The sequence below is a fragment of the Sphingorhabdus sp. genome (assembly GCF_044357595.1).
In the GTDB taxonomy this organism is placed as follows: Bacteria; Pseudomonadota; Alphaproteobacteria; order Sphingomonadales; family Sphingomonadaceae; genus Sphingorhabdus_B.
On record NZ_JBIKPH010000148.1, the window covers coordinates 1 to 5519 of the forward strand.

Here is a 5519-nt window from a genome sequence, read left to right on the forward strand (position 1 = left end):
CCGGGTCGGTCTTTGCTATCGCGGATTACCGACCATTATCTGCAAATCATCGCCAACCGCGCACCCATCGGGTTCGAGGCTGAATTCATAAACGATCGCGGCAATAACATCATGTATCGCGGCATCTTGCTTCCATATTCGTCAGACGATGACATGATTGATTTCATCTATGGGGTGATCAATTGGAGAGAGGTCGCTTCCGAAGAGATGAGCGCGCCGCTTCAGCTTGCGGTAGAGCAATCGCTGGCATCGGTACCGCATCGACACGAACATGTGTCGGTATGGACCAATAGTCCAATCGCTAGCCATTTGTTTGACCCTGCCACGCCTGGAGATATGCACGATATTGGTATTTTCGAGAAACCGGAACTTCTTCTGGATACGCCGATCTTGGAAAAATTCTGCCTTGCCGATTGGCTGGATGCCGCACGGCAATGTGCCGACCACGCGCGCGATTCTGATCAACGCACGCGCGATGCGTTGTATCAGGCGATTGGCAAAGCGCATGACTTTGCCCTCATGGCTGCCGAAAGTTAGAGGAATATGCCGAATTGTTGTGCGATGCTGGCTTGACGGCTCAGGAACGCGCGCCGTTTACGCCTATCGTCAAATTGGTGTTCGGCGCCGGCTATAACAAAACCCGGCTGACCGAGTTCGCATCCGCGCTGAAGTTTGCACAGCGCAATACGGTTCCCATGGGCGGCCTTGCCAACCTACTCGCCAAACATGACCGCGGCCTAAAAGCTATTGTTAGCGCGGAACGTCGCGCGAAAAAGTTGGCCGCAGGCATTGCGCTTTCGCCTGCATCAACCGACCCCCGTCCGCGCTTACGCTCCGCACGCAAGAGGGATTTGCGTGAATTTTCTGGCGCTGGCGACGAATTTGTACTGCTCGTTGGCCGCCGCGAAGCAGATGGGAGCGTGGCTATTGTCGGCGTAGTTCATGGCGACGCAGCGCTGACGGAAAAGGCTTTGCGCAAAGCCGACGTCTGACTTGTTTTGGATGCCGTTTATCCGTAACGCTCCGGATCAATGACCAATATTTCTGCACTTGACTACGCCCAACACCTGATGGCTTGCGAAAGCGTTACGCCCGCAACTGGCGGCGTTTTCGACGTGCTTGAGGATATGCTTGCCCCGCTGGGTTTTACAGTCGAGCGCTTCATTTCAGGTGAGAATGACGACAACCCGGCACATGGCGCGCCCGTTGAAAATCTATTCGCGATCCGTGAATCAGGTGGACGACATTTTGCTTTTGCCGGTCATGTTGACGTTGTGCCGTCCGGCGATGGCTGGGCCAGCAATCCTTTCGTGCCTGAGATAAAAGGCGACTTTTTGCATGGGCGTGGCGCCGTCGATATGAAGGGCAGCATCGCTGCCTTTGTCGCTGCGCTTCATGATATTCCGAAGGACGCTGGCACGATCAGCATGATTATCACCGGTGATGAAGAAGGGCCGGCGATTCACGGCACGCGGGCGTTGATCACGCATATGCAGGCACGCGGCAGTATTCCCGACGCATGTCTTGTCGGTGAACCAACAAGCGTCAACCGGCTTGGTGACATGATGAAAATTGGCAGGCGCGGATCCGTCAATATGTGGATTTCGGTGGCTGGAACGCAGGGCCATGTCGCTTACCCGCATCTTGCGGACAACCCTATCCCTAAGCTTGTTGCTATTCTGGCAGAAATCGAAGCAATCACGCTCGATGAAGGCACGGACTGGTTCCAAGCAAGCAATATCGAGATCACGGACCTGAATGTCGGGAACAAGGCGACCAACGTCATCCCGGCAAAAGCCAAAGCCCGGCTTTCCATCCGGTTCAACGATTTGCACAATGGCGAGGCGCTCGTTGCGCGCGTCCGTGAACGCGTTGAGGCCCATGGGGGTATTCTGACCGCCATGATATCAGGGGAGGCCTTCCTGACCCCTCCTGGCGCGTTTTCAGACGCTATATCAGAGGCGGTTGAGGCAGTGGTGGGTATCGCACCCGAACCATCGACAACCGGTGGCACTTCCGATGCTCGGTTCCTCACAAAAATATGTCCAGTAGTGGAGTTTGGCCTGTGCAATGCGACCATGCATAAATTGGATGAGGCCGTCGCTATAGCCGACTTGTCAGCACTGACCGAAATTTACCGGCGCGTTGCGCTCAAAATGCTGGCTGCCTAGCTTTTCAGCATGATATACAGCGCGCCTGCGCCGCCGTGACGGGGGTGGGCATTGCGCACCGCCGAAATATGCTGCGCATGACGCGATGCCGCGAGCCAGTCGCGGACAACAGCAGCAATTGCGCCCCTGCCCTCACCACTTGCACGATCATGCGCGCGTGGTTTTCCTGTTACCAACAGCACCACTTTCATACGTTGCGAAATTGCCTGTTCCAGCGCGCCATCCAACCTGTTGTACGCCAATGATAAGGACGCGTCATGCAAATCGATACTGACATCGGGGAGGATACTGCCCCGTGTGATGCGTCTGTCCCAATGCCCGTCAAGATTATGCGGAACAGGCGCGATTTTAGCGTGTACGGGCACATGTCTTGGTTTTGAATCGGCTGTGACAGGCTTTGGCTTTACATTCAAAAACTTTGCCAATGCAGCCTTGTCAGCAGATGGCGTTGCAACAGGCACAGGCTTTGCCTTACCGCCGTGCATGGGTTTTACAGTCTCAATGACCTTGCCCCAAAGGGACTTTTCCGTGCTGTCGAGATGCCGCGCCATGACAGCTTTATAGCCCGAGCCGCGCAATCGCAGCCTTTGGCAAGAAAATGAGCGCCGCTCCGCGTGCCGCCATGCCGCCGGCAATGGCACGGGCGCGGTCACCTGCTCCCCAGAATGTATCCACGCGGTTGGCGCCCTTGATGGCGCCGCCCGTGTCTTGCGCGATCCAAATGCCATTGGGTTCCGCCCGATCCATGGACAACCACACGGGCGCACCCAGCGGTATATATTTCACATCGACCGCAATGCTTGCTTCACCCACGACAGGATAGCCCATTGCCCCCAAAGGACCAGCGCCGGTCAGTTCGCGGAAAAACACATAGCTTTTATTTTCCTCCATGATTTTGCGCCCTTCATCAGGATTGGCTTGCAGATAGGCCACAATACCCTGCATCGACCCGTCGGTTATCAAACCGCGATCCTTCATCAAGCGCCCGATGCCAGTATATGCGCGCCCGTTTTGGCTTTCATACCCGATGCGCATAACCCCGCCATCGGGAAGCTTAAGCCGGCCCGATCCTTGAATTTGCAAAAAGAAGAACTCGATAGGGTCAACCGCGTAAGCGATCTCGAGACCGCGTCCCGCCAGCGCGCCATTGTCGATGGCGGCTCGGTCATCATATTGAACCAGCTTTGTGCCAGCTACCTTGCCCCTGATGCTCTTGCCTTTAAGATCGTTAGAGAATTGCCCAAGGTCAACGTCGATAAGGTCAGCGGGTCGTTTGTAGATCGGAACATTACATGCCGCTTGCGGCGTGCGGCAGCCCGCGATCTCGGGTTCATAATAGCCCGTGGCAAATGCCTTGCCATCGCCGACCTGCACCGCATCCATGTGCGCAGCAAAGAAGGATATGGCATCACCCGTCCATGTTTTCACTGCATCACAGGCAGGTATCCAATCACTTCCCTGCGTAAGACCGCTATTGTCGTTGCGCCGCACAAGGCCGGGGCAGCTTGTCTTAAAACTTTCCATAGCAAGGTTCGCTTGGCGCGCATCAACCTGCAAAGTACCAATTTGCGGCCCGCGCACTGCGCCTAGAGCCGCAGCGTTAGTTCCATCACCCGTTTGCACAGGCGGCGGCAATGTCGCTTCGGGAGTCGATGGGATTGGTTTGGCAGGCTTATATTCTGCGGGACGCGCTAAAGTCGGGGAACCCGACGAACTTGCAGGACCGCCTTTAGGGATGATCCCGCTTGAACAAGCAGACAGAGTAAGTGCGGATAAACCGAGAGCTAAAAGGGCGCGTTTCATCGCCCAGATGAATCAGACCGAGTCGGTTTCGTCAAGCTTCCAGTTTCGGCTAGACGACTTTACATCGCGCATGAATGTCCAAATATCGTGCGTTTCAACGGCATCAGTCATCGAGCCGCCAATGATATTTCCATCGGCATCTTTGACCAAAGCAGCGATGTCAGCATCAAAACGGACCGACACGCGGGCCATCGGATGGTCGTAGCGGGCATCAACAATTCGGATGTCGTCAATGCGGACCAGACGGTTCTGAAGCGTTTCGCCGCGCGTGCTGCGCCCGTCGATCGCTTCGGCAAAGCTGTCATAAACATCGTCATCGCACAAATCGCGCAAAGATTCTTTATCGCCCTTCCAATAGGCTTCCAATATCATCTTATAAGCCGACTTTGATCCTTCGACAAAACGTCCAAGATCAAAGCTGCGATCAGCATTGGCGATTGCCTTCAGGCCGCTTTGCGCTGCCGTGTCTGCATTTGTCGCATCCAGTGATGGCAAGGCCGCAGCACTGTCACCACCTGCAGATGGCTGGCGCACAAGTGGCGGATTCGCCGTTTCTATGGGACGACGCGCCACGGGCTCTTGTTCATGGCCTGTACGTTTTCCAAGCACGGAGTACAGGCGAAGGCCCAAGAAAGCTGCAACAAGAGCTAGCAATACAATAGTGAACGTCACGACGTCTCCATCCGGCAAAAATCTAAGGGCATGCGCTGTGCGAAGGCGTCCGCTTGGCGCTGCATAAAAAGCATATAAGCATTAATGATGCGGGTTTCAAAGGGCTTTCCCCAAAGAAAATTGCGGTTCCCGGCGCGTGCAAGTATCATTGCCCTTTGACAGTACGCCTGCTAGGCGACACGGCCATTAACAGTCGCATTTTACTGACCAGTTCAACAAATAAGAAAGCACGACATATCATGGCTGATGAAACAGGCACCATCGTTTCCGAAAATGTAAAAGCCAATGGCGAAGACACCGCACCCGCCGTCGGAATGTTAAACCAGTATATCAAGGACTTGTCGGTTGAAAATCCGCACGCTCCGCACAGTTTTAACTGGGATGGCGCGCCACAGATTGATGTTCAAGTTAACATTCAAGCCAATGCAATCACCGATGAAGTTCATGAAATCACCCTGAAGCTTGCTGTCAAAGCAGAGAGCGACAATGGCGTGCATTTCTCCGTCGAGCTGGATTACGGCACCTTGTTCGGTTTGCGCAATGTAACCGAAGAGCAAGCGCATCCGTTCTTGTTTGGCGAAGCCCCTCGTTTGATGTTCCCATTTGCACGCAGAATCGTTGCCGACGCCGTCCGCGACGCAGGCTACCCGCCACTGGTGCTTGAACCGATCGATTTTAACGCGCTGTACGTCCAGCAATTGGCGCAAGCCCAGCAAATGGCAGAGACGCAGCCTGCCGGCGAAGCCTGAAGCCGGTTGCGCCAGGTGCACATATGAGCCTGGTTCGTAACAGCATAACCATAGGGGGGCTGACATTAGTCAGCCGCGTGCTTGGCCTTGTGCGCGATATGCTTATGGCGCGCTATGTTGGTGC

The 5519-nt window shown here is 55.0% G+C and carries 6 protein-coding genes and 1 pseudogene; 4 read left to right on the plus strand and 3 right to left on the minus strand.

What is annotated here, in order from left to right; genetic code table 11:
• The 3 genes and pseudogenes from ACIQ2T_RS11680 to dapE form a co-directional block, all read left to right on the plus strand.
• A pseudogene (locus tag ACIQ2T_RS11680) lies at positions 1 to 537 on the plus strand (hypothetical protein); the annotation flags it as partial.
• 14 nt (positions 538 to 551) lie between these two features.
• The gene (locus ACIQ2T_RS11685) at positions 552 to 992 is read left to right on the plus strand and encodes a hypothetical protein (RefSeq protein ID WP_397590969.1); all 441 of its coding nucleotides are present in this window, start codon (positions 552 to 554) and stop codon (positions 990 to 992) included.
• A 39-nt stretch (positions 993 to 1031) separates the two neighbouring features.
• Entirely contained in the window at positions 1032 to 2171 is a 1140-nt protein-coding gene (gene dapE, locus ACIQ2T_RS11690) for a succinyl-diaminopimelate desuccinylase (protein WP_397590970.1), read from the plus strand.
• Here the strand turns inward: dapE and ACIQ2T_RS11695 are convergent.
• Genes ACIQ2T_RS11695 through ACIQ2T_RS11705 form a run of 3 tightly spaced genes read right to left on the minus strand, consistent with a single transcriptional unit; the run spans position 2168 to position 4646 of the window.
• Positions 2168 to 2722, minus strand: coding sequence for a Smr/MutS family protein (locus ACIQ2T_RS11695; RefSeq protein WP_397590971.1), 555 nt, complete (start codon positions 2720 to 2722; stop codon positions 2168 to 2170). The genes dapE and ACIQ2T_RS11695 overlap by 4 nt on opposite strands.
• 7 nt (positions 2723 to 2729) lie before the next feature.
• Positions 2730 to 3974: a murein transglycosylase A gene (locus ACIQ2T_RS11700; RefSeq protein WP_397590972.1), complete on the minus strand. Its 1245-nt coding sequence runs from the start codon at positions 3972 to 3974 to the stop codon at positions 2730 to 2732.
• A 12-nt stretch (positions 3975 to 3986) separates the two neighbouring features.
• Positions 3987 to 4646, minus strand: a complete 660-nt coding sequence (locus ACIQ2T_RS11705) for a Tim44/TimA family putative adaptor protein (RefSeq protein ID WP_397590973.1) — start codon at positions 4644 to 4646, stop codon at positions 3987 to 3989.
• Positions 4647 to 4885: 239 nt separating this feature from the next.
• Between ACIQ2T_RS11705 and secB the strand changes: the two genes are divergently transcribed.
• Positions 4886 to 5395 carry a protein-export chaperone SecB gene (gene secB, locus ACIQ2T_RS11710; RefSeq protein WP_315470549.1) on the plus strand — a complete coding sequence of 170 codons (510 nt, stop codon included), beginning with the start codon at positions 4886 to 4888 and terminating at the stop codon, positions 5393 to 5395.
• Positions 5396 to 5519 lie beyond the last annotated feature (124 nt).